26 protein-coding genes and 4 pseudogenes are annotated in these 26,726 nt (G+C 71.1%); 18 read left to right on the plus strand and 12 right to left on the minus strand.

Annotated features, from left to right (window positions below; translation table 11 throughout):
- Positions 1–178: 178 nt before the first annotated feature.
- Positions 179–508: an antibiotic biosynthesis monooxygenase family protein gene (locus tag IEY95_RS15810; protein ID WP_189186674.1), complete on the plus strand. Its 330-nt coding sequence runs from the start codon at positions 179–181 to the stop codon at positions 506–508.
- Between the two features lie 191 nt (positions 509–699).
- Positions 700–1,416, plus strand: a complete 717-nt coding sequence (locus IEY95_RS15815; RefSeq protein ID WP_189186675.1) for a LacI family DNA-binding transcriptional regulator — start codon at positions 700–702, stop codon at positions 1,414–1,416.
- Between the two features lie 151 nt (positions 1,417–1,567).
- On the opposite strand, the gene IEY95_RS50635 is transcribed toward IEY95_RS15815, so the two are convergent.
- Complete coding sequence (locus IEY95_RS50635) at positions 1,568–2,302, minus strand: GbsR/MarR family transcriptional regulator (RefSeq protein WP_189186676.1); 735 nt, start codon at positions 2,300–2,302, stop codon at positions 1,568–1,570.
- A 235-nt stretch (positions 2,303–2,537) separates the two neighbouring features.
- On the opposite strand from IEY95_RS50635, the gene IEY95_RS15825 reads away from it, so the two are divergent.
- The gene (locus tag IEY95_RS15825; RefSeq protein ID WP_189186677.1) at positions 2,538–3,203 is read left to right on the plus strand and encodes a DUF4097 family beta strand repeat-containing protein; all 666 of its coding nucleotides are present in this window, start codon (positions 2,538–2,540) and stop codon (positions 3,201–3,203) included.
- Positions 3,204–3,384: 181 nt separating this feature from the next.
- Here the strand turns inward: IEY95_RS15825 and IEY95_RS15830 are convergent.
- From IEY95_RS15830 to IEY95_RS15845, 4 genes and pseudogenes are all read right to left on the minus strand, one after another.
- Positions 3,385–3,577 (minus strand): annotated as a pseudogene (locus tag IEY95_RS15830) (zinc ribbon domain-containing protein); the annotation flags it as partial.
- Positions 3,578–3,741: 164 nt separating this feature from the next.
- The gene (locus IEY95_RS15835; protein ID WP_229702986.1) at positions 3,742–4,971 is read right to left on the minus strand and encodes a cytochrome P450; all 1,230 of its coding nucleotides are present in this window, start codon (positions 4,969–4,971) and stop codon (positions 3,742–3,744) included.
- The gene (locus IEY95_RS15840) at positions 4,968–5,966 is read right to left on the minus strand and encodes a DUF1259 domain-containing protein (protein WP_189186678.1); all 999 of its coding nucleotides are present in this window, start codon (positions 5,964–5,966) and stop codon (positions 4,968–4,970) included. The genes IEY95_RS15835 and IEY95_RS15840 overlap by 4 nt, the downstream gene beginning before the upstream one ends.
- A gap of 390 nt (positions 5,967–6,356) precedes the next feature.
- Positions 6,357–6,800, minus strand: coding sequence for a hypothetical protein (locus tag IEY95_RS15845; RefSeq protein WP_189186679.1), 444 nt, complete (start codon positions 6,798–6,800; stop codon positions 6,357–6,359).
- Between the two features lie 435 nt (positions 6,801–7,235).
- On the opposite strand from IEY95_RS15845, the gene IEY95_RS48990 reads away from it, so the two are divergent.
- Positions 7,236–7,406: a hypothetical protein gene (locus IEY95_RS48990; protein ID WP_229702988.1), complete on the plus strand. Its 171-nt coding sequence runs from the start codon at positions 7,236–7,238 to the stop codon at positions 7,404–7,406.
- Positions 7,407–7,674: 268 nt separating this feature from the next.
- Here the strand turns inward: IEY95_RS48990 and IEY95_RS15855 are convergent.
- Positions 7,675–8,052 (minus strand): annotated as a pseudogene (locus IEY95_RS15855) (barstar family protein); the annotation flags it as partial.
- Between the two features lie 355 nt (positions 8,053–8,407).
- Between IEY95_RS15855 and IEY95_RS15860 the strand changes: the two are divergent.
- Positions 8,408–9,037, plus strand: a complete 630-nt coding sequence (locus IEY95_RS15860; RefSeq protein ID WP_189186680.1) for a hypothetical protein — start codon at positions 8,408–8,410, stop codon at positions 9,035–9,037.
- 622 nt (positions 9,038–9,659) lie between these two features.
- On the opposite strand, the gene phoU is transcribed toward IEY95_RS15860, so the two are convergent.
- Positions 9,660–10,328, minus strand: coding sequence for a phosphate signaling complex protein PhoU (gene phoU, locus IEY95_RS15865; RefSeq protein WP_189186681.1), 669 nt, complete (start codon positions 10,326–10,328; stop codon positions 9,660–9,662).
- 319 nt (positions 10,329–10,647) lie between these two features.
- Here phoU and IEY95_RS15870 point away from each other — a divergent pair, with 319 nt between their 5' ends.
- The 4 genes and pseudogenes from IEY95_RS15870 to IEY95_RS15885 all read left to right on the plus strand — a co-directional run.
- Positions 10,648–11,481 (plus strand): maleylpyruvate isomerase family mycothiol-dependent enzyme, encoded by an 834-nt coding sequence (locus IEY95_RS15870; RefSeq protein WP_189186682.1) that lies wholly within the window; start codon positions 10,648–10,650, stop codon positions 11,479–11,481.
- A 155-nt stretch (positions 11,482–11,636) separates the two neighbouring features.
- On the plus strand, positions 11,637–12,038 hold the full coding sequence (locus tag IEY95_RS15875) for a helix-turn-helix domain-containing protein (RefSeq protein WP_229702990.1): 402 nt from the start codon (positions 11,637–11,639) through the stop codon (positions 12,036–12,038).
- A 92-nt stretch (positions 12,039–12,130) separates the two neighbouring features.
- The gene (locus IEY95_RS15880; RefSeq protein ID WP_189186683.1) at positions 12,131–12,541 is read left to right on the plus strand and encodes a VOC family protein; all 411 of its coding nucleotides are present in this window, start codon (positions 12,131–12,133) and stop codon (positions 12,539–12,541) included.
- Between the two features lie 293 nt (positions 12,542–12,834).
- A pseudogene (locus IEY95_RS15885) lies at positions 12,835–13,098 on the plus strand (DUF899 family protein); the annotation flags it as partial.
- Between the two features lie 244 nt (positions 13,099–13,342).
- Here IEY95_RS15885 and IEY95_RS15890 read toward each other — a convergent pair.
- Positions 13,343–14,029 carry a helix-turn-helix domain-containing protein gene (locus tag IEY95_RS15890; protein ID WP_229702992.1) on the minus strand — a complete coding sequence of 229 codons (687 nt, stop codon included), beginning with the start codon at positions 14,027–14,029 and terminating at the stop codon, positions 13,343–13,345.
- A 43-nt stretch (positions 14,030–14,072) separates the two neighbouring features.
- On the opposite strand from IEY95_RS15890, the gene IEY95_RS15895 reads away from it, so the two are divergent.
- Positions 14,073–14,225, plus strand: coding sequence for a YlcI/YnfO family protein (locus IEY95_RS15895; RefSeq protein WP_189186684.1), 153 nt, complete (start codon positions 14,073–14,075; stop codon positions 14,223–14,225).
- 81 nt (positions 14,226–14,306) lie between these two features.
- Positions 14,307–14,825: pseudogene (locus IEY95_RS15900) on the plus strand (DUF899 family protein); the annotation flags it as partial.
- 196 nt (positions 14,826–15,021) lie between these two features.
- On the opposite strand, the gene IEY95_RS15905 reads toward IEY95_RS15900, so the two are convergent.
- Positions 15,022–15,555, minus strand: coding sequence for a hypothetical protein (locus tag IEY95_RS15905; protein ID WP_189186685.1), 534 nt, complete (start codon positions 15,553–15,555; stop codon positions 15,022–15,024).
- Between the two features lie 359 nt (positions 15,556–15,914).
- On the opposite strand from IEY95_RS15905, the gene IEY95_RS15910 reads away from it, so the two are divergent.
- Both IEY95_RS15910 and IEY95_RS15915 read left to right on the plus strand, forming a co-directional pair.
- Positions 15,915–16,853, plus strand: coding sequence for a sigma-70 family RNA polymerase sigma factor (locus tag IEY95_RS15910; RefSeq protein WP_189186686.1), 939 nt, complete (start codon positions 15,915–15,917; stop codon positions 16,851–16,853).
- Positions 16,854–16,937: 84 nt separating this feature from the next.
- Positions 16,938–17,495, plus strand: coding sequence for a dihydrofolate reductase family protein (locus IEY95_RS15915; protein WP_189186687.1), 558 nt, complete (start codon positions 16,938–16,940; stop codon positions 17,493–17,495).
- Positions 17,496–17,963: 468 nt separating this feature from the next.
- On the opposite strand, the gene IEY95_RS15920 is transcribed toward IEY95_RS15915, so the two are convergent.
- On the minus strand, positions 17,964–18,605 hold the full coding sequence (locus tag IEY95_RS15920) for a hypothetical protein (RefSeq protein WP_229702994.1): 642 nt from the start codon (positions 18,603–18,605) through the stop codon (positions 17,964–17,966).
- A gap of 437 nt (positions 18,606–19,042) precedes the next feature.
- On the opposite strand from IEY95_RS15920, the gene IEY95_RS15925 reads away from it, so the two are divergent.
- Positions 19,043–19,855: a class I SAM-dependent methyltransferase gene (locus IEY95_RS15925; protein WP_189186688.1), complete on the plus strand. Its 813-nt coding sequence runs from the start codon at positions 19,043–19,045 to the stop codon at positions 19,853–19,855.
- A 65-nt stretch (positions 19,856–19,920) separates the two neighbouring features.
- Positions 19,921–20,529 carry a hypothetical protein gene (locus IEY95_RS15930; RefSeq protein WP_189186689.1) on the plus strand — a complete coding sequence of 203 codons (609 nt, stop codon included), beginning with the start codon at positions 19,921–19,923 and terminating at the stop codon, positions 20,527–20,529.
- Between the two features lie 96 nt (positions 20,530–20,625).
- On the opposite strand, the gene IEY95_RS15935 is transcribed toward IEY95_RS15930, so the two are convergent.
- Positions 20,626–21,006 (minus strand): hypothetical protein, encoded by a 381-nt coding sequence (locus tag IEY95_RS15935; RefSeq protein WP_189186690.1) that lies wholly within the window; start codon positions 21,004–21,006, stop codon positions 20,626–20,628.
- Positions 21,007–21,107: 101 nt separating this feature from the next.
- On the opposite strand from IEY95_RS15935, the gene sigJ reads away from it, so the two are divergent.
- On the plus strand, positions 21,108–22,037 hold the full coding sequence (sigJ, locus tag IEY95_RS15940) for an RNA polymerase sigma factor SigJ (protein ID WP_189186691.1): 930 nt from the start codon (positions 21,108–21,110) through the stop codon (positions 22,035–22,037).
- Between the two features lie 485 nt (positions 22,038–22,522).
- Here sigJ and IEY95_RS15945 read toward each other — a convergent pair whose 3' ends face one another.
- Positions 22,523–24,400, minus strand: a complete 1,878-nt coding sequence (locus tag IEY95_RS15945; protein WP_229703068.1) for a glycoside hydrolase family 15 protein — start codon at positions 24,398–24,400, stop codon at positions 22,523–22,525.
- Positions 24,401–24,983: 583 nt separating this feature from the next.
- Here IEY95_RS15945 and IEY95_RS15950 point away from each other — a divergent pair.
- On the plus strand, positions 24,984–25,463 hold the full coding sequence (locus IEY95_RS15950; protein ID WP_189186692.1) for a hypothetical protein: 480 nt from the start codon (positions 24,984–24,986) through the stop codon (positions 25,461–25,463).
- A 555-nt stretch (positions 25,464–26,018) separates the two neighbouring features.
- Complete coding sequence (locus IEY95_RS15955) at positions 26,019–26,432, plus strand: cytidine deaminase family protein (RefSeq protein WP_189186693.1); 414 nt, start codon at positions 26,019–26,021, stop codon at positions 26,430–26,432.
- Positions 26,433–26,726 lie beyond the last annotated feature (294 nt).

The raw sequence follows: 26,726 nt of genomic DNA on the forward strand, positions 1-26,726 counted from the left end.
AGGACACGGCGTGCCGGACCCGGGCCGGACCGCGGACGGGACGGCGCGGGAGCCGCGGGAGTGGCGGGCGCCCTGATGTGCCCCGATGCCGGCCGGGTTCGCGGCGGCGTCCCGCGCAGCCGCCGTCCGGCACGAGCCGCTCCTCATCCGGCGGGCCGCCGTGCGGCAGGATGAGGCCATGAGCGTAGTCAAGATCAACGTACTGGCCGTGCCCGCCGAGCAGCGGGAGACCCTGGAGAAGCGCTTCGCCTCCCGCGCCCATGCCGTGGAGAGCTCCGACGGGTTCGAGTGGTTCGAACTCCTGCGCCCCCTCGAAGGCACCGACAACTACCTCGTCTACACGCGCTGGCGTGACGAGGACTCCTTCCAGGCCTGGATGGAGGGCCCCATGAAGGCGGCCCACCAGGGCGGTGACGCGCAGGGCGGCGAGCGTTCCAGGCCGGCGGCGAGCGGGTCCACGCTGTGGTCCTTCGAGGTCGTGCAGCAGGCGGCGCCGGCCCGCCCGTAGAGCGGGTGCCCGGTGCCGCACCGGTGTGACGTACGCCGGTGCCGCACCGGGGTGACGTACGCCGGTGCCGCACCGGGCGTGACGCGCGCCCGGTGCGGCACCACGCTCCCACCAGCACATGAGCGCGCATGGCACCACCATGACCCAGGCCGGCCCCTTCGCCTTTCCCCGGCTCGGGGCGGCCATCCCAGATGACCTTTTTTCACGGTGAGTTGGTCAAGCCCTCCACTGGCCTGCCGCCGAGTACGGTCCGGCGGACGGCTGACGTGTGCGGCAGCAACGGTGAACTGCACTGCTCGGAGAGGGAGTTGGCTGAACAGCTGATCGGGCAACGCCCCACGCTTGAGGACGTGGCGCGCAGGGCAGGGGTGTCGAAGTCCACGGTGTCGCGGGTGGTCAACGGCGAGCCGAAGGTGCGGGCAGCAGTGGCCGAACGCATTCGAAAAGCGGTGGCGGAACTCGGCTATGTGCATCGCGGAGGCCTTGACCGCCTCGACGGCTACCGCGACGTCCTCCTGGACGCCCCGCCCCCACTGATCGCCGAAGGTGACTACACGCTGCAGGGCGGCGCTGATGCCATGGCCCTGCTGCTCGATCAGATGCCGGATCTGGACGCGGTGTTCGTCGCCTCGGACCTGATGGCTTTTGGCGCACTGCGGACCCTGCGGGAGCGGGGGCGCACCGTGCCAGGGGATGTGGCCGTCGTCGGCTTCGGCAACCTCACGCCCCTCGCCGAGACCACGGAACCACCGCTCACGACGGTGCACCAGGACATCGAGGAGAGGGGACGGCTGATGGCACGGCTTCTGTGCAGCCGGTCGGCGCACCAGCCCCTGCGGGGAGTCGGTCCCCGCTGTCTGCCGTCCGTGGTCACCCCCACGCGTCTGGTCCTGCGGAATTCGGCCTGAGCGCCGGCTGTACTCAGGAACTGAACACACTGCCGACAGCAGCCCTGACGCTGCGCAGAGCAGAAATTCGTCGGACATCGCATGAGCGGGCCGGCTCCGTCTCATGGCGGTGACGACCGAGACGGCTGCCCATCCGCGGTCCGGGCGTGGCTCAGGCAGTGCTGTCCGAGGTCGTTTCGGGTTTTGTGTGGAGGACGTCACGGGCCTGGTCCGCGGCGCGGGCGATGCTCTCGGAGACGAAGTCGAGGAAGCGGGCGATGTTCTCGAGGCGGACGGCGGCCGGGGTGCCGGGACCGAGGACGCCGACGCCCTGCCGTGCGGTCTCGGCGACCTGGGCGGTGCCGCGGGCGCTGGCCATCATGGACCGGTACCAGACGTCGTCGTCCACGACGTAGCGCTCGCGGCGGCCTTCGCCGCGTTCCCGGCGGACGAGGCCCTGGCTGTCGAGGAACGCGACGGCCTTGGAGACGGACGCGGGGCTGACCTGGAGGCGCTGGACGAGTTCGGACGCGGTGAGGCTGCCCGTGTCACTGAGGCAGAGGCAGGCCAGCACCCTGGCCATCATCTGGGGCGTCCCCGACTGTATGAAGACGGTGGTGAGTGTCTCCTCGTACTCGGCCACGGCCTCGGCGTCGCGTCCGTGGGGCTGGGGGACCGACTCCGGCCCGCGGGAGGAGGCGGCCCTGCGCCGGTGGGCGCGGCGTTCGGTGGCGCGGTGGGCCAGGTCGGCGCGGTAGCCGGCGGGGCCGCCGTTGCGCATCACCTCACGCGTGATCGTCGAGGTCGGACGGTCCAGGCGCCGGGCGATCTCGGCGTAGGGGAGGCTGTCGGCCAGCCCCAGCGCGATCTGCTGGCGTTCGGTCTGGGTGAGCCTGCCTCCCGGCATCGCGGTCTCCTCGGTGATCCCTCGTGGTGGTCTGCTCCCCCACTCTAGCGTTCACCCCTCACCCATTGCAATGATCGGAGCGATCGTCGTTGCGTTATCTGTGAGACCGTTGCAACAGTTTCCAGCGTTCTAGCTGCGGAGATATCAATTCTATGCAATGAGCATGTTGCTCGATTCTGGAAAGCAACGTAGCGTTTCCTGAGTCAGAAACAACGAGCGAGCACGGGAGAGCACGATGCAGACGTTCGACACCCCCGCCCCGATCTCCGCCGTCCTGGACATCCCCGCCGGACGCATCCAGTTCATCGCCGCCGACCGCACCGACACCACCGTCGAGGTCCTGCCCGCCAACCCCGCCAAGAGCCGCGACGTCAAGACCGCCGGGCAGACCACCGTCGCCTACGCCGACGGCGTCCTGCGGATCCGCACCCCCGAGCCCAAAAACCAGCTCCTCGGCGCCTGCGGATCCCTTGAGGTCACCGTCCAGCTGCCCGCCGGCTCCCGCATCGAGGCCAAGACCGCCGGCTCCGAGCTCCGCGGTGTCGGCCGCCTCGGCGACGTCGCCTTCGAAGGCGCGTACCGCCAGATCAAGATCGACGAGGCCGCGAGCCTCCGCCTCATCGCGGCCGACGGCGACGTCGAGGTCAGCCGGCTCGGCGGCCCCGCGGACATCAGCACCGCACGGGGCGACATCCGCATCACCGAGGCCGTGCGCGGCACGGTCACCCTGCGCACCCGGTCCGGCGACATTTCACTCGCCGCCGCCGCGGGCGTCTCGGCCGCCCTGGACGCCGGCACCGGCTACGGCCGCATCAGCAACGCCCTCAAGAACGACGGCACCGCCGAACTCGACATCCGCGCCACCACCTCCCACGGCGACATCACCGCCCGCAGCCTCTAGGAGCAGACCCAGGACCATCCGGCCGGGCCCCGCGCGACCGCGATCCTGCCGGGTCGTCGCCGACGGCCCGGCCGTGCGTCCCCCCGGACCCGCGCTCCACGTGCAGGGCCTGCAGAAGCCGTCCAAGACGCCGCGACCAGGTGGAACACTTGACGCTCCCCTCCCTGAAGAAAGGGGATTCTTACGGCTTGCGCCGTAAGACTTCCTGTTTCATCGCCGACTGCCCGCCCGGAGAACTCCGTTGAGGTCCTACACCGGCTCCGCAGGCTGCAACCGCCCGTCCGGCGGCCAGAGGAGTTCTTCGCTGCGTTCACGTCCCGATCGTGGGTCGTGCCGCAGTCACACGTCCAGGTGCGGACGCTGAGCGGCATCTTCTCCTGTGCATGCACGCGGGCGGCCTTCACCCGGGCCTTCTGCCGATGCGAGGGCCCCCGGGCGTGAACGCCCGGGGGCCCTCGCACGATCCATGCCGCATGGCTCCCGCCGGCCGGGCGAACCGGTGCACTGCCCCACCAAAGCGGGCGCGGCCAAGGCGTCCCTACCAGGCCACCGGCAGCTGAAGCGGGAAACGCCTGATCGTCTGTGTGTCCCACCGCAGTTCCTCGGGCGGCACGGCGAGCCGCAGACCGGGGAATCTCTCCACGAGCCGCCCGATGGCCACCTCCAGCTCCGCCATGGCCAGGGGCATCGCGATGCACCGGTGCCCGCCCCAGCCGAAGGTCATGTGCGGAGCGCTGGGCCGCTGAAGGTCGATGTCGTGCGGGTGCGGGTAGCGCTCGGGGTCACGGTTGGCCGCCAGGTACGACACGTGGACGAAGTCGCCCGCCCGGATGCGTGCCCCGTCCACTTCCACGTCCTCCAGTGCCACCCGGGGGATTCCGACCCCCTTGCGGAACGGGATGCAGCGGAGCATCTCGTGCAGCACATCGGTCAGGGTCTCGGGCCGGCGCCTGAGGTGCTCCATCAGCTCGGGACGGGTCAGGAGCAGGTAGACGATGTTGCTGATCTCGCAGGTCGCCGTGTCCTGGCCGCTGAGCGCCAGCATCAGCGCCATGACCGCCAGTTCCCTGTCGTCCAGCTGCTCCTCGCCCTCGCGGGCTGCGGCCATCGCGCTGATGAGGTCCGGGCCGGGCACGTTTCGGCGCTGTTCGACGAGTTTGGCGAAGTAGGCCGTCAGATCCGCCTTGGCGCCTGCGGCGGCCTCCTTGTTGCCCGCGCCGACGACGAGGAGCTGGCGTACCGACTCCTGCATGCGGGGCCACTCCTCCTGTTCGATGCCGAGGAGGTCCAGGATGGTGTGCTGGGGAAGCGTGTCGGACAGGTGCTGGACCAAATCGGCCGGCGGCCCCTGTTTCTCCATGTCGTCCAGCAGGACATCGGTGAGCCGGACGATCCGGTGCCGCAAGCCGTCGACGTGCTGCTGGGTGAAGGCCTGCGAGGCCAGATGGCGGACCCGGCTGCTCAGCGGCGGGTCCATCACGTTGACCGACTCGGGCGAGACGATGGGCTCCGGCGTCATCCGGGGGTAGTCGTGGCCGATGATGCCCGCCCGGCTCAGCCGCTGGTCGGTGGTCACCTGCTTGACGGCGTCGAAGCCGGTGATCAGCCAGGCGTCCGCATCACCGTAGCGGAGCCGGATGCGTGCGGGACGCTCGCGGCGCATCAGCTCCGCGAGCGCGGGATCGAACTCCAGGGCTTCACTGAAGTCGAACGGGCAGACAACCGCCTCGTTGTCCATCTCGTGGTCCCTCTCGTGATCCGCGGTCATCCGCCGACTCCTACCATGGGTACGACGTTGGTGACATCCACCGCCCGGCGAATGGCCTGGGCGAGCCTGACGGCATCGCCGACAGCCCAGTAGTGGACGAAGAACAGGCGTGGTTCGTCGGTCAGGTTGTGATGGTGCAGCTCGACGAGTTCGACGCCGCCGCGCCGCAGCGCCACCAGGGCGGGCTGGACCTCGCCGGCGATCAGCACCAGGTCGCCGCTGACAGCGGCCCTTCCGCCGCCCAGCGGCTGGAAGTTGACGGAGGTCGTGGAGCCCAGCCCCGCAGGCAGCGCCAGATGGCCGTCGGCCACCTTCTCGCGGCGGACGAAGGTGGACTTGTAGATCTCGCCGTCGGCGACGCCCTTGATGCCCATGACGGCGTCGATGGCGGTGGTGTCCAGGTCGACGCGCGGCGCAGGGGCGGCGGGTTGGGCGGGCGGGGTGCCGGTGCAGTCGAACGCGGCGCGCAGACCACGGGCGACGGCGACCGGATCGTGGCCGTGGGCGTGCACATGAACCCACCAGACGTCCGGCTCGTGGGCCAGCAGGTGCTTGTGGATGGCCGTCTGCATGATCCCGTGCTCATACAGGACGTCACTGAAGTGCTGCAGTTCGCATTCGATGACCACCGCGTCGCCCATCAACAGCGTGCTGTGGTCGGCGTAGCGGACGAACGACACATGCGAGCCCAGGGCGAGCGCGGGCTTGATCCGGATGCCGCGGGAGATGACCCTGAGGTCATTGCGCGGCAAGGCCGTGTGGTACATGAACCGTCTCATGTCACCGGGCCGGCCCAGCGCCTGGCCCACCTCCGCCCAGTCCGCCAGCTTGGTCGCCACCGGCGCGACAAGGGCGCGCTTCTTGGGCCCGGCAGACAGGGCGCGGGCGCCGGCCGGCACCCCGGTGAGTACGGGCGCCAGGGCTGCTGCGGTCAGCACACGGCGCCGGGACGCGGTGCGTGGAAAACGGGTGTCCTGCTGTGCCTCGTCGGCCATGTCCTATGCCTCCTGGCGCGATGGAAGCACGGCACAGCACGCAAAGCGGTGACCGGCACCCCGCATCCCGCCAGGTGGGCTAACCGGCTGCCGCCTTCGGACCGCGGCGAAAGGGCCGCCCGCCGCGCGAGAGGGCGGCGCGTCCGGCGCGCTCCGGCACAACCCCGGCCACGCCGCCCCGCTGCACCGGCACCGTCCCCGAACGACAGGGGGGCGGCGTTGGTGAGGTTCCCTTCGCGGTGATGTCATGGCGCGGCCGGGATGACGGGATGAACGGCTTCGTTCACTTCAAGCAGCGTGTGCCGGCGAGTTCCAGCAGCAGTTGGAGGCGCCGGGCTCACACATGTCCACGCGAAGCACCTCGCTCCAGCCCGAGAACAGGTCGATGGCTCAGTCTCCGGACCAGCCCCAGAAGTAGATCTCCTGTGGCGTCCCGTGGTCGTCGTGCAGTACTGCGCAACGGCCGTACCATCGCTCGCGAGCGAGGTCTTGGATCGCTTCAACGTGTTCGCGGGTCAGCCGTCCGGTGCCGGCGGCCCTTTGGGCCTCTTCGGCGGTCACCGGCTGTACTGCGCAGATCTCGGGCTCCTCATCTTCCCGTTGAACGTGGAAGACATCGAGAATCGAGTGGGTTCCCGAGTGCTGCGTCCACTCATCGGCCCACAGTTCGTCCAGGGTCACAGGCCGCGGGCGGCGCTCCTGCTCAGCAAGCCAGTCGCCGCCGCGCACCCAGTAGTAGTCACCAGCGAGGAACACCCGGTGCCGCAACTCCTCCAGCGCGGCGCCGAGATCCGCCTGGTACGGCACGTAGTAGTCCCAGGCCGAAGCACCCATCCTGTAACCCCCTCCGCATCAGCTGCCGGCGCGGTACTGCGCCACAAGAACATGAGGGCCTGTCCGGTGGGTCGGCGGTGTCCCCTTGCCGGCCTTCTGGGCCGGCGTCATGGACAACGGGCTCGCTCACGAGGGAAGCGCCTTCATCAACTTCCGACACTACGTCCCGGATCCGAAGGAGCACGGGTTTGGGTGGGTCGATATCAAGCAGCTCCGCTTCTCTGCGGAGTCCCTGGACGAGAGAGGGCTGCTTGCCGCACTCAGGTGGTGGAGTACCGCCGGACGGGCCCCGGCACGGTCCGTATGGGCTGCGGTTGATCACTCCCGGCCTCTACGAGCCCCTCAGTCAGGACAAGGCCGTGCAGCTCCTGCGGGAGTGGGTGGATCCGCTCTGGAACCCCGCCCACCGAGCTGGAGGCAGATCTGCAGCGGGAGGTGTTCGACCGCCTGGCTGCAGCCGATGGCATCTACTACCTCAGCGAGCTCGGTGATGAGGCGATTCATGACTGGGGACGTATGCACGACTACTTCCACTACTTCAACGAGTTCGTGCTCATCGACCGCTCGGCTGGGCAGATCACCCTCGTCGTCGCGGCCGACGACTGAGCCAACCACCGGGGCATCCGCCGCGGTGGCTGAGAGCAGGAGCGGAGCCAGTGGCCCACACCCGCCGCACGCGATGGACGCCGAATTGCCCTGGCGGCGATTTGGCTGTTCCTGCCCTGCTGCGCAGGAATCCGGTGCACACCATGGACCCCAAGCCCGCCGCCGCCTTCGGCAGGGATCCGCAAGCCACCCTGATCCCCCTCGCCGACCGCACGGACGAGAAACGCACGGCAGGCAATAAGAAGCGGGGTGTCCACCTCACCCAAGGGCGCAGGACGCCTGGGGCGCGCTCTTCGAAGATCTCGACCAACCAGTCGAAGACCGTCCCTGCGCGCTCTTCACGCGCCGCGGCCAGATCGGCACTGACCACAGGACGACTCACGGGATGGCAGCGCGCCAGGCGGATCTCCAACTGCCGGACAGTCTCCGGATAGCCCAGACAGCCGCGAGACACCTGATGGTCCCGCCACTCAACGATGTAGTCATCGTCGTCGGGCGCCCCCAAACCACCGCTGAGACAGTCGGCGAAAGCGCCCAGATTTCTGCCGAAGGAGCCACCGGGACCGCCAACCGCCTCACCGATGACTCGCCAGAAGTCTTCAAGCGTCCTGATCCGGGCGCCGTCCAGCACGTATATCGCGGTCACAGCCCGCAGGATATGTGCGGCTTCGCGACATGCCCCTGCCTTTCGAACCCGTGCTGTTCAGGCGCCGCCTCATACGGGTCCGCCGGAACATGTGCGCTTGGGACAGCGACTCGTTCGAGGCGATGGCAACGCTGTTGTTCTCCTCGCGCGGCGGTGAGCGCCCGGAACGAGTAATCACTCGGCGGGAACATCTGGTTCCATTCGTGCGTACTATCTCTACACTTCCGCAAGGCTGCGGCAGTTGTGTCCCCTGGGTGGGCCGGACCTCACCGACAGGACACCGCTCTCCCATTGATTCGCGGACATGAACCCTTCTTTCACCACCGTGCCCGCGGACCGAAGAAAGGCCCATGTCATGTCTGAAAGCCAGACCCACGCCACAGAGTTGACCGCGCAGTACCTCGCCCAGGTGACGGGCGACCTCGAGAGCAATGCCAAGGAACAGGAACGCATCGCCGCGGACGTCGAGGCGCTGCAGGAGCAGTTGCGTGCCCTGCAGCACGACCACACCGTGCTGGTGAACATGCAGCAGGCACTGGGCGGCGCACTCCCCGCCACCGAGGCAGACACCCCGGCCGTGCCGGCCGTGCCTCACCAGGCCTCCGCCACGCCCCGGCAGCGCAAGCCGAAGAAGGCCGCCGCCGGCACGAAGAAGACCGCCCCGAAGAAGACCGCCGCCAAGGCCTCACCCGTGGCAGCCACGACAGCCGCCAAGCCGACCCTCGTCGACCTGATCCGCGGCCACCTCGAGCAGCAGAGCGAGCCGCGTTCCGCCGCCGAAGTCGCCGCCGCGCTCACCCAGGCCCACCCCGACCGCAGCATCAAGACAACCGTCGTGCGCACCACGCTGGAAAACCTGGTCGCCAAAAGCCGCGCACACCGCACCAAGCAGGGCTCGTCCGTCTTCTACACCACCACGGCCGCGGCACAGCCCGCGGCAAAGGACGCTGCGGCCGAACCGCAGCAGGAAACAGTGGCCGGCTGACCATCCCCATCCCTGCCGGCGCCGTCGCACCGCCTTTGGGCCGCTGCCCACCGGCTGGGCCCAACGTCCGCGCCGGGCCCAGCCGGTGGGCAGCGGCACAGGAGCGGGACGGCGCCGGCGCACCCCGTGCAGATCCTGCCGGGGTCCCAGCCCCACGGCCCGGGTGGAAGAGGCGGCGCAGCTGTGGCCGGGCACGGCGCAGCACCGGTGCGCGGTGCAGACGGGCGGGGCGGTTGCCGAGCGGACTGCACCCTGGCCGCGGATCGGGGCTGAGGTGAGGTGTGCCCGCAGTACGGGCCTGCCGGCAGACCCGGGCAGCACGAGATCTGCACCGCCTGGGTCTGCGCCATGATGCCGCTGTCGAGACCGCAGGTGCACTGCACCACTGCGCGCCCGGTCGGCTCGTGCTCGCCCCCATCCTCCCCGGTGTGCTCTGTGCCGGGTGAGGCCGTGCACGACTGTCGTGTGCTCCACCCTGCGCCCCTGCCGGCCGCCGGGGCCCGGCCCGCCAACCCCGCGCCCGCCGGATGGCTGACCCGCAGCCTGGCCGGCTACGCGCTGCTGTCGGTCGCGCGGCCGAGGGCGGCCCGGCACGCGGCACCCGTGCCGGGCCTGATGGAGCTCATGCGGGCGTGTCCGTGGTCAGCTCGTCCGCGTGCTCGCCGGTGACCAGGTAGACCACGCGCTGGGCCACCGACACGGCATGGTCGGCGAACCGCTCGTAGTAGCGGCCGACCAGCGTGACGTCCACGGCGGTTTCCACGCCGTGCTGCCACTTCTCGTCCAACAGGTGCTGGAAGATCGTGCGGTGCAGCTCGTCCATGCGGTCGTCGTCCTTCTCCAGCTGCAGTGCCGCATCGACGTCGTGGGTGATGACCACTTCGGCGGCCTGCGCCATCAGGCGCTGCGCGAGCTGGCCCATCTCCAAGACCGTGCGGCGCAGATCGCGCGGCACCGCCCGCTCGGGATATCGCATCCGGGCCAGCTTGGCCACATGCCGGGCCAGGTCACCACAGCGCTCCAGGTCCGCGCTCATGCGCAGCGAGGTGACCACCACCCGAAGGTCCGTGGCAACGGGCTGCTGGCGTGCCAGCACCGTGATCGCCCGGTTCTCCAGGTCGCGCTGCAGGTCATCGACCTTTGCGTCGGCTGAGATCACGCTCTCGGCGAGCTGCAGATCGGCATCCAGGAGAGCGGTCGTGGCCAGGCCGATGGCCGAGCCGACCAGGTTCGCCATCTCCACCAGGCCATCGCCGATCGATTCCAGCTCTTCGTGGTAGGTCTCCCGCATCGCGTCCTCACCATCCCCTCGTGTGTGCCAGACGCCGCCCGCTGCCAGGCTCGCACACATCGTGCAGGGGGCGGCGGCTGCACTGCTTCGGGCCGGCTGTCACCGACCATCCGGCCTTCCTCAACCCGCCGCTCTGCCCGGCTCCCCTCCCCCTGTGCCGTCGGCCCGCACATCCGCCCCGCCGCCGTCCGGGGCGGGGCGGGTGTGTTCAAGGTCTTGTCCAGACCTTGCTGACCTGGTCTTCTGTACGCCGGTTGATCGGTGAGGCGTTCGCCGGGCCGGTGGGTGCACGCATCCGGTACGGGCAAGGACGGCGACCATGAGGAGCGGCGTGGAATCAGTGGCCGGGCAGGACGTACGGGGGGCTTGGCCCCAGGGGCTGGGCGCGGCTATAGGTGATACCGCCCGGGAGATCGCCGCGCTGCTGCGCCAGGACGCCGACATGGAGCGTGCGGTGCCCGGCTCGCAGTGGAGCGTCGGCCAGGCGGCGGCGCATCTGGCGCTGGCCAACGAGCTGATGGCCGACATCGCGGCGGGAGGTGCCCGCCCCTACGGGGACGGCACACCGCACAGCCTCGCCGCCGCCAACGAACAGTCGCTCGCCAAGTTCGGCGAGCGCCGGGCCGAACCGCTGGCCGCGATGATCGTGACGCAGGCCGACGCCTGCCTCACGGCACTCAAGGAGCGCCGCGCTCCAGAACCCGTCGTCACCCCGCTGGGCCCGATGGACCTGGACGTGCTGGGGTCCTACCTGCTCACCCACATGCTCGGCCACGGCTACGACCTCGCCCGCGCGCTGGGCCGCCCCCACATGATCGACCGCGCGCGGGTGGGGCTGACCCTGCCGTTCATGTGCACCGTCATGCCGCGGGTGACCGACACCGCCCGCACCGCCCCTCTGAGCGCCTCCTACGCGATCCGCCTGTGGGGCGGCGGCCACTTCGGCGTGGCCGTGGCCGGCGGCGCGGTGACCGTCAGCCCGCAGCCGCCGGCCCGCCCGGACTGCACCATCCTCATCGAGCCGGTCACCTTCCTGCTGATGGCACTCGGCCGCCGCGGCCAGGCGAGCGCCCTCGCCCGCGGCCGCATCCTCGTCAGGGGTCGCAAGCCCTGGCTCGCTCCCCGCTTCCCGGCCCTGTTCACCGCGCCCTGAACACCACCGGCAACGGCAACCAGCCGGGCCCTTGCCGCCGGGCCGGCCGGGCGCACCGTGCACCGCCGGGCAAGGCAGGGCAGGGCGGGGCCGGGCGGGGCCGGGCATCAACGGATCTGCCATCACACCACGGGCCGGGCCCGGCCCGTGGTGTGATGGCGGTCGTGGGCCGCGCCGCCGAAGAAACCAACCGCCGCATGCTGCGGGCACGCGATGCCATGGACCGCGGCTACGCGCAGCCGCTGGACGTGCCGGCCCTGGCCCGGATCGCCCATGTGTCACCGGCACACTTCACCCGCACCTTCCGGGCCACGTTCGGTGAGACACCGCACCGCTACCTGCAGCGCCGGCGGGTCGAGCGGGCGATGTTCCTGCTGCGCGAGAGCGACCGCAGCGTGACGGACATCTGCTTCCAGGTCGGCTTCACCAGCCCGGGAACCTTCAGCCGCACCTTCAGCGCCATCGTCGGCCACTCCCCCAGGACCTACCGCAGGCGCGCGGCGGCCGCCGACGTGCCCACCTGCTTCACGATGGCGTGGACACGGCCCAGCGCCTGACCGCACCCGACCCGCGGCACCGCCCTGACCCGTGCGCGGGCCGAGCAGTTTCGGATAAGTTTCCGCCCCGCCCGGCCACTAGCGTGAGACCCATGTTCAACGCCATCACGCACTCGCAGATCTATGTCCTCGACCAGGACGAGGCCCTGGACTTCTACGTCGGCAAGCTCGGCCTGGAGGTCAGTGCCGACGTCGACCTGGGCTTCATGCGCTGGCTCACCGTCAGCATCCCCGGCCACCCCGAGCGCCAGATCCTGCTGGAAAAGCCGGGCCCCCCGGCCATGTCGGAACAGACCGCGCAGCAGGTCCGCGAACTGGTGACCAAGGGCGCGACGGGCGGCTCGCTCATCTTCAGCACGGACGACTGCCGCAAGACCTACGAGACGCTGCGGGGCCGGGGCGTGGAGTTCACCGAGGAGCCCACCGACCGCCCGTACGGAACCGACTGCGGGCTGCGCGACCCCTTCGGCAACAGCATCCGCTTCACCCAGCCCAAGGCCTGAAGAGCCCAATGAGTTTTCAACTGCTCAGGCCAGTGGCCGCAGCCGGAGCGGGTTGTCTGTTTCCGATCCTGTGCGGCTCAGCCTCACGGCCGGGGCCGTGAGGCTGGAAACCGGGCCTCACGGCCCCGGGGCCCGGGCTCGGGCGGGTACAGATGCCGGTGCCCGGCGTGGTCCGTGCAGGCTCGGCCGAGGGCGCCCCTGCGATGAGTTCCGGCCGGGTCGCGAGTCTGTTCTGGCGAGCGCCGTAGAACGTCGTACGGCGCTGCCCGGCACGAGACACCGCGGAGGACACCATGACGACCACGCCGGAGGACCCGACCACCGCGCTGCCCGGCCGGCCGGCCGTGGTCGACCTGGCCACCTGGCAGAAGGCCCGCGAGGAGCTGCTGGTCCGCGAGAAGGCCCACACCCGCGAGGGCGACGCCCTCGCCGCGGCCCGCCGCCGGCTGCCGATGGTGGAGTTCGACGGGACGCTCGAGGTCGTCGGACCCGACGGCCCCCTCCCGTTCCTGGACCTGTTCCAGGGCCGCGACGAGCTCGTGGTCTACAAGCACATTTGACATCCTCGCCCTCTTAAAAGAGGGGGATTCCAACCCAGGTGGGTTGAGGTTCACGGATACTCGAACGCCTGGTGGTCGCTGTCATCCCTCCGGCACCGGCTGATCGCCGGGGGCGGGGAATCCCGCCCTGTCCTGCCGCGACGTTGGTTGCTGCGTTGGTGTCTGCGTTGCAGGTGAAGCCGCAGAAGGAGCAGACGAACTCGGCTTGGCTCTTGCGCGAGTTCTTGTCGATCCATCCGGTTTACGGACCTGCGCGCGTTCCTTCACGGTGAGCTGCGGGCAGTTCAGCTTCCGCCCGTCCGACAGGGCGGCCGTGATGTTCACGCCCCCGGTCGATACCGATGACCTCGCCCGTATCGGGCGCCTCGAGGGGTACGGGGATGACCGCGAACGCCACGTGCCACTGGCCGCCTCGCAAGGTGACACGGAAAGTCTTCGCCTTGGGCAGTTCGGGCCGGGTGAGCCGGAAGCGGACCCAGCCGCAGCCAGGCACCTTGACCTGAGCCCACCGTCGGTTGAGCTTGTGCACCACCACGGACCGGCCCATGACCTGCTTGCCGGTCTTCGCGTTGAGCTTGGCGCTGCCGTCATCGGTCAACTCCGGCACCCGGTCGGTGCCGATGACGCGGAATCCCTCGTGCCGGTACTTCTTACGCCAGCTCGGTTCACCGAATCCGGAGGTGAAGCGGGCGTTCTTGGCCTTGGCGAAGTCCTTCAGCGCTTGCTGCTGAACGTCCGCGTTCCCGCTGCCGAGCCACTCGTTGTCGCGCCGGGCTTCGGTGAGTTGCCTGCACTGCCCGGCGAAGCCCGGCGCGGCCTTGCGTCCCTGGTACCAGTGCGAGTGCTGCTCGACGGCGAGGTTCCACACGTACCGGGCGTGCGCGCAGTGCAGGAGCATCTGCTGCTCCTGCTGTGGCGTCGGGTACATACGGAAACGGGAGGTGGGACCATTCTAGCTCGATAATGGTCCCATGAAGCATGTGAACCTGAGACTCCCCGACGATCTGCACGAGCAGGCCAAGGCTGCCGCCGAGGCTGACGACCGCTCCCTGAACTCATGGCTTGTATCGCTCGTACGCCGCGCTGTCGCGGATGGTGAACGCCGCTCCGCCCAGGGGGCGTAACGGCTATCTCTGCCCCGCTACGCGGGAGCGGGCAGGGCACCCCGGCCCTGAAGGACCGGGGTGCCCTGCCCGGAACCCCGGTGGTACGACGGCGCGCCGCACCAGGGGCAGTGCGAGGGCTGCACCACCACGGCCTGGCACCTGAAGGACGCCGTCTACCTGAGCGCCCGCGGCGTCTCGTTCGCCATCGTGACCACGGGCCGCTGGGACGAGGTGGCCTCCTACGTCGCGTTCATGGGCTACACCCAGCCCTGGTACTCGGTGCGCGGCGTGGACGCGCCGGTCGGCGGCGACATGGGCTACCTCACCTGCTTCCTGCGCGACGGCGACCGCGTGTTCCTCACCTACTCCACGACGGGCCGTGGCAACGAACGGGTCAACGCCTCCCCCGGCCTGCTCGACATGACGCCCTACGGCCGCGGCGAGGCGTGGGAGGACAACCCCGAGAACCGGCCCGAGGGGCGCAGCCCGTGCTGGTCCTGGCGCTCGGACGCGGACGGGAACGCCACCTGGGGTCCGACCAGCCGCCCCGTGCCGCAGTGGACCCGCCCCGGCGCGAGTCCCGTTACGACCCTCGGCCGGCACGGCCACCACCACTGACACCCCTTCGCCGACGGCGCCGGCACACGGTGTTGCTGAGCTCTTCGGATGGGTGCCGGCCGAGGGGTGAGCGTGAGTCCGGTGCCGGCACGACACCCGCCGATCGGGCCGGGACTGGCCAGGGCGTCCGGCATCGGCTCCACCAAGGCGACTCCAACTGGCCCTGGCAGGAGGGACGTTCGGGGGTACTGAGGGGTCAGGTCCGGCCGGGCGAGCCGGCCCGGCCGGCGTGCAGGAGGCCCAGCAGGGTCTCGCGGTGCAGGTCCGCGACCGGGCCCAGCAGGTCCGGGTGGCGCAGCAGCGGCGCCGCACGGTGGTCGCGGGGGCTGGGAACGGTCAGCCGGCGCGCATCGCCCACGCCGTCGCTGCCGTGATGGGTCGCGCCCAGGCAGGCCGCCGCCAGGGCGGCGAGATCGGGATCGGCCAGCAGGCAGGCCGCCCAGCTGACGACGGTTTCGTCGACCTGGGCGTGCCAGGCGGGCGCCGGGCCCGTCCGCAGCGGGGTACCGGCGCCGGTGACCGCATCCAGCCCGGTGCAGCCGCCGGGGCCCAGCAGGACGAGCAGCCCGGCGTCCAGCGCGGTCGGGTAGCACAAAGCGGCGGCGATGGTGGCCGCGTGCCGGGCCTGGGCCTCGGCCAGCGCATCGTCGAGCGGGCCCGCGGCGGGCGGGAAGGCCGCCAGCAGCCAGCGTGTGGACGCGGCGATGACGGGCGAGAGTTCACTGGGCATGGCGGGCCGTCCTGTGCAGGTGCCCGCCCGGCCGGTGCGTGAGCGGGCCGCGGGCACTCACACCCCCGGCGGGCGTGTGTGGCAGGCAACGGTACGGGTGGGCGCCCGCGCGGCGACAGGACCCACGTCACAGCCGGCCCGCGCCGCCGCGCGACGGTGGACTCCCCCGGGCCGCCAGGCTGAAGCAGGCGGCCGGGCACCCCCGGGGGGGTGCACCCGCAGCCGTGAGCCCGAGCGCCGCGAAGGCGGGCGCCCGTGGGCCCAAGTGCCGTAAGTCCAGGTGCCGGTGGGCGTTGCGGGGCCGCCCGGAACGTCTCGTCGCGGGCCGTGGCAGGTGCCGCGCCCGTCATGATGGGCCGGTGGACTTCGAACCGTACCGGGGCGAACTGGTGGCGTACTGCTACCGGATGCTCGGCTCCTTCCACGAGGCCGAGGATCTGGTGCAGGAGACGATGCTGCGGGCGTGGAAGGCCCGCGACCGCTACGACCGCACCCGCGCGTCGCTGCGGACCTGGCTGTACCGGATCGCGACCAACGTATGCCTGACCGCCCTGGAGGGGCGCGCCCGGCGGCCGCTGCCGTCCGGGCTGGGCGCGCCGAGCGAGGATCCGGCGGCGCCGCTCACCCCCGCATCCGACATCCCCTGGCTCCAGCCGTTTCCCGACGCGCGCTGGGATACCGGGGTGCGGGCGGACGTGCGGCTCGCGCTGGTGGCGGCCCTGCAGGTGCTGCCGGCGCGGCAGCGGGCGGTGCTCGTGCTCCGCGAGGTGCTGGAGTTCAGTGCCGCCGAGGTCGCCGCGCAGCTGGGCACCACGGTGGCGGCCGTCAACAGCGCGCTGCAGCGGGCCCGCGCCGCCCTCACCGACGTGGGGGCGGCGTGCGAGGTCACCGAGCCGGACGATCCCCGCACCCGCGCGGCGGTCCACCGCTACGCGCAGGCGTTCGAGGCGGCCGACGTCCCCGCGCTGGTGCGCCTGCTCACCGACGACGCGGTCCTGGAGATGCCGCCGGTGCCGCTCTGGTACCAAGGCAGCCGCGCCTACGGCCGCTTCATGGACCGGGTGTTCGCCATGCGCGGGACGAACTGGCGGGTCAGCCACCTCACCGCCAACGGGCAGAGCGCGCTCGCCGCGTACGCGCCGCGGCCCGGCGGCGGGCACCGGCTGCACACCCTGCAGGTCCTCACCGTCACCGGCGGCCGCATCGCGCACAACGTCGTGTTCGCCGATCCCCGCGTGTTCGAGGCATTCGGCCTGCCCCAGCAGTTCCCTGCCGGCGCGATGAATCCGCCGCGATGAATCCGGCGCGATGAGTCCGGTGCGATGAGTCCGGCCGGCGGGGCCGGTATGTACCGGTGAGCATCGGCTGAAGGGATCCCCGTCGTGAGCGTCATCGTCATCGAGTTCATCACCCTGGACGGCATCGTGTCCGATCCGGACGGATCGGATGCCACCCCGGCCGGCGGCTGGGCGTTTCGGCACGGCCCCGGGACCGTCGCCGGGGACAAGTTCCGGCTCGGCGGCGCGCTGGACGCCGGGGTCCTGCTGCTGGGGCGCAGGACCTGGCAGCTCTTCTCCGGGCTGTGGCCGGGGCGTGACGACCCGTTTTCTGTGCGGATGAACGCCGCAGCGAAACTGGTCGCCTCACGCACCCTGGCCGACACCTCGGCATGGGCGAACTCGCGAGTCATCGACGGCGATCTCGTCGACGCGGTCAAAAGTGAGCACCGCGATGTGATCATCACGGGCAGCCTGAGCGTGGTGCACACGCTGATGGCGAAGGACCTGATCGACGAGTACCGGCTGCTGACCTTCCCCACCGTCCTTGGCACCGGCGAGCGGCTCTTCCCCGCCGGCGCCCCGCCCGCCCACCTGCGGTGCCTTGCCGCCGAGCAGGCCGGCGCCGCCGTCCTCGCACGGTACGAGAGGACCGCACGATGACGGTTCACACCGCCGCGAGGTCCGCATGCCGCCCGGGCACCGGCCGACATCGTGCACAAACTCCCCGGCCCGGTGACGGGACCCGGCCCGCGCCTGCGCGCCCCGGCCCGGACATGCGAGATCAGCAGCAGCCGGCCGAGCCGGCCTCCGTCTGGACGACGTGGAACGCCCTGGCTGTTCGCGGTGGCGTGCACGAGGAAGGACAGGCGGCCGGGCCGGTACGTAGGTGGGGAACCCGGTTCGGGCAGTGCCGCTGGACAAACCGCCGTTGACGCGGCGCGCGGCGGTGGCGCTTTAGGCGGCCCGGATGCTGCGCGGCGCCCGGTCCGCCCGGCGTGCGGGCGGCGGGGCAAACCGGGCGCGGCCCCGCCCGGCGGGGCCGGCCGGGCGAGGGGGCGGGCCGGTCCCCGGCCGGCGGGCATCGCGTGCCGGCGGCGTGGAAGGCCGGCAAGGGCGGGGCAGCGGCGGCTACTTCATGCCGTCCGGGCGCGTTGTGGCGCCGGCCGGTGCTGGCGCGGTGGACTGCGGCCACGGCCCCTTCGCCGCCCGGGCCCGGTCGCGGGACCACACGATGGCACCCACCAGCAGGGCTGCGCCGGCTCCGTACAGGGGCAGCCACAGGGTCGTCGTGGTGGCCAGGCAGTCGGCAACGGCCTTGCCGCTCTGCGTCTGTTGCGCGTACGCCACAGCGGCGCTGTCGCGGCCGGCCAGGTCCGCCAGCGCGGCCGTCGACCGGATGGCCTCGTAGCGGCCCAGCACCCGGCAGCCGCTGCGCGTGCCGGACATCGGCAGCAGCCAGGGCCAGCGTTGCAGCATGGGGGCCAGGGCGATCGCCACGCACAGGCCGACGACCATCGAGAACGCGACCAGGCCGCGCAGGTAGGCGGAGCGGACGCCGGGTGTCCAGGCCGGCTGCCGCTGAAAGGCGAAGATCACCGCAAGGAGCGTGGCGCCGATGTAGGTGGCGAACCACTGCCAGGAACCCTGCGCGAGGGCGAACGTCAGCACGGCGGCGAGTCCGATGCCGATGACCCCGGCCTGACCGGCCGTGTCCGAGCCTGCGCCGGCGGAGGGCGGCCTTGGAATTCCGTGAGGGCTGGGGTCGTTCACGGGGGCCTCTCCTCAGGGACAGAGGCATCAGCATCCGCCGCGCGGGCGCCGCGGGCCCCGGCGCCATGCCGGACGGGTGCAACCTGGCGCCCGGATGGGGGAACCGCCCGCCGCCGCCGCAAAGGACCCGCGCCGCGCGGCTCCGGAGCGTCCCGCGCCCGGCTCCGCCGGCCTCCCCTCGCCGGAAAGGGCCAGGGGACGGCGGACGCTCGCCAGCGGCCGCCTGGTCCAGACGCCGTGGCCCGGCCGGTGCGGATGCCGGTTGGGACCGCGGGCGGTGCGGACTTCGCACGGCTCCCGGGGCGGCTGGACGGCGCGGTGTGGTGGTATTCGGACATGCGGCTGCACCACCGCCATGGCCCGCTGCACCACTGCCCCTGGCCCGGTGCACCCGCCGCGTAGTGCATCGGGCAATCCTCCCGGTATCGTCCGGATTCATGGATGACCTGGCACAGGGCTGGCAGGCACTGAACAAGGCGTACTGGGATGAGCGGGTGCCCCTTCATCTGGACGCCGCCTTCTACGACATGACCGGTTTCCGCGCCCGGCCCAACTCGCTGAAGGACTTCGAGACGGCCGAAGTGGGCGATGTCCGGGGCAAGCGGCTGATCCATCTGCAGTGCCACTTCGGCCGTGACACGCTGTCGTGGGCGGCGCGAGGAGCACAGGTCACCGGGCTGGACTTCTCTGCGCCCGCAATCGCAGCGGCTGCACAGCTGGCGGCCGAACTCGGCATCGATGCACGGTTTTTGGTCGCGGACGTCTACGAGGCGGTGCCGGCGGTCGCCAGGGAGACCTTCGACATCGTCTACACCAGCTTCGGCGCACTGAACTGGCTTCCCGACATCAGCCGCTGGGCGTTGGTGGTGGCTGAACTGCTCGCTCCCGGCGGGATCCTGTACCTCGCGGAGTTCCATCCGTTCTGCTTCGTCCTCGACGACGAGACCGGGCGGACGCTCACGCACGACTACTTCGACGAAGGACCGCACGCCTCGGGCGGTCCCGGCACCTACGCCGACGAAGCGGCAACGACCGAGCACAACGCGACCGTTGAATGGGATCACCGGCTGTCGACGATCGTCTCGGCGATCGCCCGGGCGGGACTGCGGATCGAGTTCCTCCACGAGCACGACCACACCTTCTACCGCCAGCGCCAGTCGCTGGTGCGCCACGAGGGCGACATCTACCGGCAGCCCGAGGGCGCCCCGCGCATTCCCCTCACCTACTCGATCCGCGCCGCGAAGACCTGAGCCCCAAGGGCGACGCCCCCTCATCCGGGCCTCAGCCAGACATCGCCGGACCCCAGGGTGATCGTATGAACGTATCCAGGGTGCTGGGGGAGCAGGACGCGTTGCGCGCCGAAGCGGAGGGCGTCTACCGGGACCTCCAGCTGGACGAGGTGCTGGCCGACGTCGGCACGCCGACCATCGTCGGGAGCGCGGCGCTGGGCCTGATGGTCCGTCGGGACCTGGATATCGACGTGGCGTGCGAGCGCCTGGACGATGCTGTTGTGGCGGCCGTCGCCGCGGTCGGCGCCCGGCTCGCGACCCACCCACGTGTCCGCCTCGTGACCTTCCGCAATGACTGCGGAGCGTGGAACCGGGAGCCGGACGCCTACCCCGACGGCCTGTACCTCGGCGTGGAATGCCGCGCCTCGTCCGGGGCCATCTGGAACCTCGACGTCTGGTTCCTCGACAAGCCCGATCGCCGGCCCTCGACCGCCCACCTGACCACCCTGCGCCCGCGTCTGACGGACGAGAGCCGCGCGGCCATCATCGAGATCAAGCGGGCCTGGGCCGACCGTCCCGAGTACGGCACGAGCGTCAGGAGCTTCGACGTCTACCGCGCGGTCCTCGACGACGGCATCCGCGATCCCGCACGCTTTGAGACCTGGGTCGGGCAGTGGAAGAAGCCGCAGCCGTGAGTACTGCGCAGTGCATGCTGCGGCCAGCGGATCATGTGCAGGCCTCGGGCTTCAGCCCGAGGCAGTTGACGGGTATCGCATGGCAGGTATCGGACCTCAGCGCCGGGCCAGCGCCAGCACACTCAGACCGAACATCAAGACACCCAGGGGGAGATGGACCGACGGGACGTGCGCAATGCCGAGCACGACCTGGACCGAGGCGAGGACGAGGAAACCGGACGCGTGCCACAGGGGCCGGGGCGAGCCGCCGCCCGGCTTCCACGCCAGCACCGCCGCGAGCACGTACAGCATCGACGCCCCGTACATCACACGGGCTCCTGCACTGTGCAGCGTCTGACCGTAGGACGAGGTCAGCAGCAGTCCGGCGGAAACCGCCTGAAGGAAGATGGTCAGCGTCTGCAGGGCGATCGCGATCCGCAGGAACGAGGAGCTGCGCTGTGCGTTCGCCGTCGCCGTCGCCGTCGTCTGAGTGGCCATGTCACGGTCCCCTTTTTCCGCCCTCGGGCAGTAGATCGATAAGGTCTCACCAGCCCGACGACGCGGGCCTGCGAAAGGTAAGGCGAGGGGGCGGCCGGGGCATGGGGACTGCCAAGACCGGCACAGATGAGATAGCCGGCGAGCGACGCCAACTGATCAATGTCGCCTACCGGTTGCTCGGTTCGGTGACCGAGGCCGAGGACGCCGTACAGGATGCCTACGCACGCTGGTACGCGCTGCCACGAAGCCGGCGGGAGGAGATCCTGTCCCCCGGCGCCTGGCTGACGACGGTGACCGGCCGCATCTGCCTGGATCTGCTCGGCTCGGCGCGGGCCCGCCGTGAACGCTATGTCGGCGCGTGGCTGCCCGAGCCGCTGCCCGACCGCACCGAGTGGGACCACGCGGGCGGCGCCGGCCCCACCGGCCCCGCAGACCCTGCAGATCCCGCAGACCAGATCGTCCTGGACGAGTCGGTGGCCATGGCCTTCCTCATCGTCCTGGAGTCGATGACGCCCGCCGAGCGGGTGGCGTTCGTCCTGCACGACGTCTTCCGGTACCCGTTCGCCGAGATCGCCGACGTTCTCGGCCGGACCCCCGCGGCCTGCAAGCAGCTGGCGGCCTCCGCCCGGCGGCGGGTGGGCCTCGCGCGCACTGCGGTGACGGCGACCGGCCAGGCCGACGTGGTCAGGCACGTCAAAGAGGCGTGGGAGACCAAGGACATCGCAGCCCTCGTCGCTGTCCTCAACCCGGCCGCGGTGATGACCGCCGACGGCGGCGGCATGGTCGGCACCGTCCTGCGCCCGGTCGAGGGCGGCGCGCGCATCGCCCAGTACATGGTCGCCATTGCCGACAAGGCTCCGGGGCTCGAACTCCTGGAGCGGTCGGTCAACGGTGTGCCGGGCCTGGTGGCCCAGCGTGCCGGTGTCGTCATGACCGTAGCGTCGTTCGACGTCTGCGACGGGCGTGTCACCCGGATCTGGGCGGTCCGCAACCCGCAGAAGCTGCGGCCGTGGGCGCGGGAGGCCGGCTAGGGGGTTTCTGATGGATCTCCGTGGAAGAAGGAGCGGCGTTCGGTGCGTGCTCTCGGCGTGCCGGGCGGAAGTCCTCGTTGGGGGTCCCCCCGCGCGAGCGAAGCCGAGCGTGGGGGAGGAGCTACTAGGGCTTTTGTCCGGTGCGGCGAGTGGGGGCACCTCCCACGCCCTTAAGGCAGTGGGGGAGCGTGCCGGGCGTCGCGACGCCGCGGAGATCCATCAGAAGCCCCCTGGCCCTCGCTCGGCAGAGCGTGCAGTCGCCGCCGGCAGATGAGCTCCTGCAGAACCAGGCTCGCGCCGAAGCCGACGGAGGCGACGAAGGCGGCCACGGCCGACAGCGCCGCTTGCGGCCGCAGGACGAAGAACAGGTACGGCGTCGCCGGCAGCAGGCTCAGCCGACGGCGAGACGGGGCGCCATGCGGGTGGTACCAGGCGGCCCACCGTCACGTCGCCCACGAACATGGCGAACCCCTGCGGTCACAGCACTAGCCGAGCATGCGGTCGAGGTTGAAGGCCGCGCTGATCAGGGCGAGGTGGGTGAAGGCCTGGGGGAAGTTGCCGTGCTGTTCGCCGGTGTGGCCGATCTCCTCCGCGTACAGGCCCAGATGGTTGGCGTAGGTGAGCATTTTCTCGAACGCCAGGCGGGCCTCGTCCAGGCGGCCCGCGCGGGTGAGGGCCTCGACGTACCAGAACGAGCAGATGGAGAAGGTGCCTTCCTCGCCCTGCAGGCCGTCGGGGCTGGCCTGCGGGTCGTAGCGGTAGACCAGCGAGTCGGACACCAGGTCCTGGCCCAGCGCGTCCAGGGTGGCCAGCCATTTCGGGTCGGTCGGGGAGATGAACTTCGCCAGCGGCATCATCAGCAGCGAGGCATCCAGGATGTCGCTGTCCTCGTACTGCACGAACGCGCGGCGCTCGGCCGACCAGCCGCGCGCCATGATGCGGCGGTAGATGGCATCGCGGGCACGGCCCCAGCGGACCATGTCGGCGGGCAGGCCGCGGTGCCGGGCCAGCCGCATCGCGCGTTCGATCGCCACCCAGCACATCAGCCGCGAGTACAGGAAGGACTTGCGTCCCCCGCGGGTCTCCCACACGCCCTCGTCGGGCTGGTCCCAGTTTTCGCACACCCAGTCGACGAGTGCGCTGATGGAGTCCCAGTGCGCGCTGGACAGCGGCTTGCCCCACTTGTCGTACAGGTAGAGGGAGTCGACGAGCGCGCCGTAGATGTCCAGCTGGAGCTGGCCCACGGCGTCGTTGCCGACCCTGACGGGTGCCGAGCCCCGGTAGCCCTCGAGGTGGCCCAGTTCGTGTTCGGGCAGCTCGCGGCGCCCGTCGATGCCGTACATGATCTGCAGCGGGCCCATCGTGCCGGGCGCCCGGGGCGCGTCCAGGCGGACGTACTCGCTCAGAAAGCCCATGAAGGCCTCGGCCTCGTCGGTGAAGCCGAGGCGGAGCAGCGCATACACGCAAAACGCGGCGTCGCGGATCCACACATAGCGGTAGTCCCAGTTGCGTTCGCCGCCGATCTGCTCGGGCAGGCTGGTGGTCGGCGCGGCGATGATCGCGCCGGTCGGGGCGTAGGTGAGCAGTTTGAGGGTGAGCGCGGAGCGGTGCACCATCTCCCGCCAGCGGCCGCGGTAGCGCGACTGGGACAGCCAGCGCCGCCAGTAGCGCACGGTGGCGTTGAATTCCCTTTCCGCCTCGGCCACCGCGCAGAAGCGGGGTGCCACGTCCCCGCCGACCCGGTCGATGGTGAACACCGCGGACTCGCCCTCGTGCAGCTTGAACAGCGACCACACGTCCCCTGCGGTGACCTCGAAGGGCACCGTGGAGGTGAGCGCGAGTTTGAGCCGGGGCGTGGCGAACACCGCCTGGCCGGGCTGGGTGTGCACGGTGTGCGGCACGGTGCCGTATTCGAAGCGGGGGGCGATGCGGGCCCGGAAGGGCAGCGTGCCGCGGACACACACCACCCGGCGGATCAGGCGGTGCCGGTCGGCCTCGCGTGAGTCGTCGACGACCGGCATGAAGTCCTGGATCTCCCCGACCCCGTCGTCCGCGAAGAAGCGGGTGATGAGCACATTGGTGTCGGGGAAGTAGAACTGCTTCGTGCGCGCCGCGACATCCGCGGCCAGCTCGAAGGACCCGCCGCGGTCCGCGTCCAGGATCGAGGCGAACACGCTGGGGGCGTCGAAACGCGGGCAGCAGTACCAGTCGATGGTGCCGTTGGTGGCGACCAGGGCCGCGCTGCGCAGATCACCGATCAGGCCGTGCTCGGAGATGGGCAGGTAGCGGGGGCTGCCGGCGCCCCACGGACCCGCCAGATGGCCGCGGCCGGCTTCCTGCGCCTGCGCCCTGACTGCCTCCATGGGTGCTTCAGCCATGCCGGCCTCCCTGGGCTGGTGCCCGAGCCGCCCCGAGTTGTGCGGGGTTCTTTCAAGGCTAACGAGTCAACGGGTTGCGGGGCGTGCGGGAACGAGCCCCCACGAGGCGGTGCGGGGCGCAACGGCTGGGCCGGGCGGGTATGCCGGGCCCGGCACCCGGCCCGGGCCCGGACCCGTGCGCGGGTGCGCCACCGCGGCCGCCGGGGCCCGTGCGCGGGTTGCGCCACCGCGGCCGCCGGGGCCCGTGCGCGGGTACGCCACCGCGGCCGCCGGGGCTGTGGCCGGCGATCCCCCGGGGGGCTGGCCGGTGCCGTGCGGATGTGCGGTGCCGGCGAGCCCGCCCGCACCTGCCCGGGGCGGCGCGGTGACCACCAGGGTGTCCGCCCCGCGGCAGCGGCCGGCCGGCCGTGCGGTGCTTCGTCAAGCCCCGAAAGCCCGGGACTCCCCCGCCCGTGCCGGGGCCGGACACCCTGGTGGTCACCGCGCCGGTGACCCGGCCCGCGGTGCGAACAACTCTGTGGCGGCCCTCTCCAGTGCGTCGCCGGCCCCCGACATCAGTGGAAATCCCATGTCTGCATCAGTGTCCGCGTTCTACCGGGCAGCCCTGCTGCGCCTCGCCCTGTTCGTCCTGGTCTTCACGGTGATCGTGACGGTCTCCAAGGGCTCGCTGCCGCCATCGGCACGCGCGCTGGCGCTCCCCGCGGGCTGTGAACTCGCCGTGTTCTGCCTCCAGCGACGGACCCTGGCACGGTCCTGGACGGCGAGCCGGCACTACGCGTGGCCCCAAGGTGAGGTGAGCCGGCATCCGTTCAGCGTGGGCGCCGCCGTGGCATGGGCCGGGCTCACGCTGCTGGACGACGGGCGATGGGGCTGGGCTCTCGTCTCCTTCGCGGGGGCGCTGATGACGTCCTTCCTCATCACCCCGCTCATCCGCCCCCTCATCCACCCGCTCATCACCCCGCTCATCCGCCCGCTCATCCGCCCGTATCGAGTCCGCAGGGCTCAGCGGTACGCCCGGGCCCACCACGCTCCGGCCGGCCTGGAATGAGCCCCGCCCGCACGCAGCCAAACCGGCCCGAAAGGCTGAAAGGCCAAGGACTGGCTCTACGGCCGCATCAACGCCGAGGAAGAACCGCACGATGTTCCCGGAGTGCCGCCGCTGTTCCCGGAGTGCCGCCGCTGTTCCCGGAGTGCCGCCGCTGTTCCCGGAGTGCCGCCGCTGTTCCCGGAGTGCTGCCGTTGCCTGCGCAGCCTCCACCCGCCAAAGACCCGCATCGCGACCGTGCCCGACAGCTTCTCCCCGCACCCGGCCACGAAGAAGGACACCCGCGCCCGGCCGCCGCGGACAAGGCCGGCGAGCGGGCCGCCGCGAGCCAATGGGGAACTCGCCCTGCATCGCGGCCGGCAGTTCCTGGCTGAACCGCATCGGGGCCCAGTTCACCGCCCCGCGCCACTTCGCCCTCGACGGCACCGGCCACGCCGGCCACAAGGAACCGGGCGGCACGATCGGCCGCTGCACATCTGGCGGGACAAGCACACCGCTGGCTTGCGCACCCTCGTCACCCGGGTCAACGTCGCCTGACACCTGAGGAAGGCAGAGAAGATGACCGTGCAGCCCCACCCCGTCGACCACGAACTCATCCAGGCCGCATCCCACATCGCCCGCACTCGCTGCCGGGGCGACAACCACACCATGGCAGCCGCAGCCCGCGCCCAGGACGGCCGGATCATCACCGCGGTGAACGCCTCCCACTTCACCGGAGGCCCCTGCGCCGAGCTGGTCCTCATCGGCGCGGCAGCCGCCCAGGGCGCCTACGAGCTGGACACGATCGTCGCCGTGGGCGACCGCGACCGCGGAGTTGTTCCCCCATGCGGCCGGTGCCGCCAGGTCCTCCTCGACTACTTCCCCGCCCTCAAGGTCATCGTCGCCGTGGACGACCGCGTCCGGACCGTCCCCATCACCGACTTGCTGCCCGACAGCTACGTCTGGGCCGACCACCAGCTCGACGCCGAGTAGACCGCGTCCCTCAGCACGAGCTGCCACCGCCGGCCGGCAACAGGACGAACACTCTCCGATGCGGCAAAGGCTGCCGAGAAGCTCTCGGGCCCGCCGCAGCCCCCGCATCCCCTTGTGCGGGGGCTGCGGCGGGCCAGGACGACGGGTGCCGCGCCCGGTGCTCTTTGCCGTGGGAGCACCGCAGCAACGGGAGCCCGGGGTTGGCGACTGCTCGCCGTGGAGTGTGCATGAGGGTGATTCAGCCCGATCGTGCGAGGGCCGGCTCGCAGGACTTGCGGTGCCCTGGGCAGGCCG

It is taken from the genome of Streptomyces albiflavescens (genome assembly GCF_014645835.1).
GTDB lineage: Bacteria > Actinomycetota > Actinomycetes > Streptomycetales > Streptomycetaceae > Streptomyces > Streptomyces albiflavescens.

What these genes read in the sequence shown, in the direction of transcription:
- IEY95_RS15810 (WP_189186674.1), top strand. Translation starts at nt 179, where the DNA reads ATGAGCGTAGTCAAGATCAACGTACTGGCCGTGCCCGCCGAGCAGCGG.
- IEY95_RS15815 (WP_189186675.1), top strand. Translation starts at nt 700, where the DNA reads ATGACCTTTTTTCACGGTGAGTTGGTCAAGCCCTCCACTGGCCTGCCG.
- IEY95_RS50635 (WP_189186676.1), bottom strand. Translation starts at nt 2,302, where the DNA reads ATGCCGGGAGGCAGGCTCACCCAGACCGAACGCCAGCAGATCGCGCTG.
- IEY95_RS15825 (WP_189186677.1), top strand. Translation starts at nt 2,538, where the DNA reads ATGCAGACGTTCGACACCCCCGCCCCGATCTCCGCCGTCCTGGACATC.
- IEY95_RS15835 (WP_229702986.1), bottom strand. Translation starts at nt 4,971, where the DNA reads ATGACCGCGGATCACGAGAGGGACCACGAGATGGACAACGAGGCGGTT.
- IEY95_RS15840 (WP_189186678.1), bottom strand. Translation starts at nt 5,966, where the DNA reads ATGGCCGACGAGGCACAGCAGGACACCCGTTTTCCACGCACCGCGTCC.
- IEY95_RS15845 (WP_189186679.1), bottom strand. Translation starts at nt 6,800, where the DNA reads ATGGGTGCTTCGGCCTGGGACTACTACGTGCCGTACCAGGCGGATCTC.
- IEY95_RS15860 (WP_189186680.1), top strand. Translation starts at nt 8,408, where the DNA reads ATGTCTGAAAGCCAGACCCACGCCACAGAGTTGACCGCGCAGTACCTC.
- phoU (WP_189186681.1), bottom strand. Translation starts at nt 10,328, where the DNA reads ATGCGGGAGACCTACCACGAAGAGCTGGAATCGATCGGCGATGGCCTG.
- IEY95_RS15870 (WP_189186682.1), top strand. Translation starts at nt 10,648, where the DNA reads ATGAGGAGCGGCGTGGAATCAGTGGCCGGGCAGGACGTACGGGGGGCT.
- IEY95_RS15875 (WP_229702990.1), top strand. Translation starts at nt 11,637, where the DNA reads ATGGCGGTCGTGGGCCGCGCCGCCGAAGAAACCAACCGCCGCATGCTG.
- IEY95_RS15880 (WP_189186683.1), top strand. Translation starts at nt 12,131, where the DNA reads ATGTTCAACGCCATCACGCACTCGCAGATCTATGTCCTCGACCAGGAC.
- IEY95_RS15890 (WP_229702992.1), bottom strand. Translation starts at nt 14,029, where the DNA reads ATGTACCCGACGCCACAGCAGGAGCAGCAGATGCTCCTGCACTGCGCG.
- IEY95_RS15895 (WP_189186684.1), top strand. Translation starts at nt 14,073, where the DNA reads ATGAAGCATGTGAACCTGAGACTCCCCGACGATCTGCACGAGCAGGCC.
- IEY95_RS15905 (WP_189186685.1), bottom strand. Translation starts at nt 15,555, where the DNA reads ATGCCCAGTGAACTCTCGCCCGTCATCGCCGCGTCCACACGCTGGCTG.
- IEY95_RS15925 (WP_189186688.1), top strand. Translation starts at nt 19,043, where the DNA reads ATGGATGACCTGGCACAGGGCTGGCAGGCACTGAACAAGGCGTACTGG.
- IEY95_RS15930 (WP_189186689.1), top strand. Translation starts at nt 19,921, where the DNA reads ATGAACGTATCCAGGGTGCTGGGGGAGCAGGACGCGTTGCGCGCCGAA.
- IEY95_RS15935 (WP_189186690.1), bottom strand. Translation starts at nt 21,006, where the DNA reads ATGGCCACTCAGACGACGGCGACGGCGACGGCGAACGCACAGCGCAGC.
- sigJ (WP_189186691.1), top strand. Translation starts at nt 21,108, where the DNA reads ATGGGGACTGCCAAGACCGGCACAGATGAGATAGCCGGCGAGCGACGC.
- IEY95_RS15945 (WP_229703068.1), bottom strand. Translation starts at nt 24,400, where the DNA reads ATGGAGGCAGTCAGGGCGCAGGCGCAGGAAGCCGGCCGCGGCCATCTG.
- IEY95_RS15950 (WP_189186692.1), top strand. Translation starts at nt 24,984, where the DNA reads ATGTCTGCATCAGTGTCCGCGTTCTACCGGGCAGCCCTGCTGCGCCTC.
- IEY95_RS15955 (WP_189186693.1), top strand. Translation starts at nt 26,019, where the DNA reads ATGACCGTGCAGCCCCACCCCGTCGACCACGAACTCATCCAGGCCGCA.